Here is a 2,476-nt window from a genome sequence, read left to right on the forward strand (position 1 = left end):
CGCCTGCGCCGGCGTCCCGGAACGGTGGCGGTGGCCGCAGCCATTCAAAACGAATACCACATACCCGTTGTGCCGCATATTCTCTGTTCGGGCTTCACACGTGAGGAAACGGAGTACGTACTGCTCGACCTTCAGTTTCTCGGCATAGAGAATCTGCTTGTGCTACGCGGCGACAAGGCCAAGGAAGACAGCCACTTCAAACCCACCCCCGACGGCTATGCCCACACCACGGAGCTGCAGGAGCAGATTAACCGCTTCAATGCGGGCGAATTTGTGGACGGAACGCCAGTGAAAGAGCCAGGACGGCCTTTCAGCTACGGCGTGGCCTGCTATCCGGAAAAACACGAAGAGGCCCTCAACCTTGACACGGACTTCGCATGGTTCCGCCGCAAGGTGGAACTGGGTGCCGACTACGGTGTGACCCAGCTGTTCTACGACAACACGGCTTACTTCCGCTTTCTCGACCGCGTGAGGGAGGCCGGACTTGACGTCCCCGTCATTCCGGGCATCAAGCCTTTCACCAAACTTTCACAGTTGCAGACAGTGCCCAAGACTTTTCACTGCGACTTTCCGCCCGAACTGGCCGAAGAAGCCCTGAAATGCCGCACGGACGAACAAGCCCGCCAGCTGGGCATAGAATGGACAGTGGCGCAATGTCGCGAACTGATGTCGCGGGGTGTACCGAGCATTCATTTCTATACAGTGGGCGCCACCGACAGCATTGCCGAGATAGCACGGCGCATTTATTAAACCTGCGCGCCACCGGAGCAGGCGCATACACCTGAGAAAACGTATATGAATTTTTCAGACGTCATAGGACAAGAAGAAGTGAAGGCACAATTGCGCCGGCAAATAGCCGCCGGCCACGTACCGCATGCGCAGTTGTTTTGCGGACCGGAAGGATGCGGCACACTGCCCATGGCGCTGGCATTTGCCACGGCTTTGCTCTGCCAAAACGGCGGAGAAGAGCCTTGCGGAGCGTGCCCGGGCTGCAAAATGGCCGCCAAAGGGGCACATCCCGACCTTCACTTCGTCTTTCCCGTTTACAAACGGGCGGGACAGACAACGCCGGCTGTGAGTGACCAGTTTCTGGACACATGGCGTGAAATGCTGGCCGAAAGCGGAGGCTACTTTGACCGCGCGGAATGGTTGGGCCGCATCGGAGTGGAAAACCAGCAGTTGCTTATCAGCGTGGCCGAAAGCGACCTCATCCTCCGAAAACTGAGCCTCAAATCAGGACAAGGCGGCTACAAAGTCATGATAGTGTGGTTGCCTGAACTGATGAATGTGGAAACGGCCAACAAATTGCTGAAGATTCTCGAAGAGCCGCCAAGCGAAACGGCATTCATTCTCGTTTCGGACCATCCCGACAGCCTGCTTGCCACTATCCGGAGCCGCACGCAGCGCATCGATTTCCGGCCATTGACCGATACCGACATCATGCAGGCCCTCATGAAACGCAACGCGCTGGAAGAAGCCGACGCCAAGGTAGTGGCCCGCCTGAGCGAAGGCAGTTATGTAAGAGCGCTCCGCCAGCTTCAGGTCAACGAAGACACGGCCCTCTTCTTCGACATGTTCGTGCTGCTCATGCGCATGAGCTACATGCGCAAAATAAAGGATATGCACGAGTGGGCCGAGAGGGTGGCTTCGTGGGGCCGGGAGCGACAGAAGAATTTCATCGACTACTGCCAGCGGCTGGTGCGCGAAAATTTTATGTACAACTTCCAAAAACCGGAACTCAACTACATGAGTCGCCAGGAAGCCGAATTTGCCGTGCGGTTTGCCCGCTTCGTCAACGAGCGCAACGTCATCGGCATTATGAACGAACTCTCGGACGCACGGCGCGACATTGCCCAAAACGTCAACCCCAAAATGGTGTTCTTCGACTTCGCACTCAAAATGATTGTACTCCTCATACAATAACACCGGCCGGAAAAAGGCCTGTAAATGCAGACAATAATAATATGAACAAAGACTTCAGACTGGATGATAGCCTGCGCGGATTCTGTGCCAAAGGATGCGGAAGGCAGGACAAACAGCTCAACACATACGACTACCTGGCCGACGTGCCGGGCAACGCCGAACAGACAGACCTCGTAGAGGTGCAATTCAAGAATACCCGCAAAGGCTATTTCCGCAACGACAACCGGCTGCAGCTAGAGAAGGGCGACATGGTGGCCGTAGAGGCATCGCCAGGACACGACATCGGCGTGGTGACCCTTACCGGACGGCTGGTACCCCTACAAATGAAAAAAGCCAACTTCAAGGCCAACACGGAAATAAAACGTATCTACCGCAAGGCACGCCCCGTTGACATTGAAAAATATGAAGAGGCCAAAACTCTGGAGCAGGAAACCATGATACGTTCACGCCAGATAGCCAAGGAACTTGAGCTCGACATGAAAATAGGCGACGTTGAATATCAGGGCGACGGTAACAAAGCCATATTCTATTATATAGCCGACGCGCGTGTGGA

3 protein-coding genes are annotated in these 2,476 nt (G+C 55.3%); all 3 read left to right on the top strand.

What is annotated here, in order from left to right; translation table 11 throughout:
* On the top strand, positions 1-750 hold a 750-nt coding region (locus C5S62_RS01695), incomplete at its 5' end, for a methylenetetrahydrofolate reductase (RefSeq protein ID WP_104403794.1).
* Positions 751-795: 45 nt separating this feature from the next.
* Positions 796-1,923, top strand: coding sequence for a DNA polymerase III subunit delta' (gene holB / locus C5S62_RS01700; protein WP_104403795.1), 1,128 nt, complete (start codon positions 796-798; stop codon positions 1,921-1,923).
* A 41-nt stretch (positions 1,924-1,964) separates the two neighbouring features.
* The coding region (gene ricT, locus C5S62_RS01705; protein ID WP_223301101.1) for a regulatory iron-sulfur-containing complex subunit RicT at positions 1,965-2,476 on the top strand (512 nt) is incomplete at its 3' end.

This window comes from Prevotella sp. MGM2, assembly GCF_002933955.1.
Taxonomy (GTDB): Bacteria; Bacteroidota; Bacteroidia; order Bacteroidales; family Bacteroidaceae; genus Alloprevotella.

What these genes read in the sequence shown, in the direction of transcription:
- holB (WP_104403795.1), top strand. Translation starts at nt 796, where the DNA reads ATGAATTTTTCAGACGTCATAGGACAAGAAGAAGTGAAGGCACAATTG.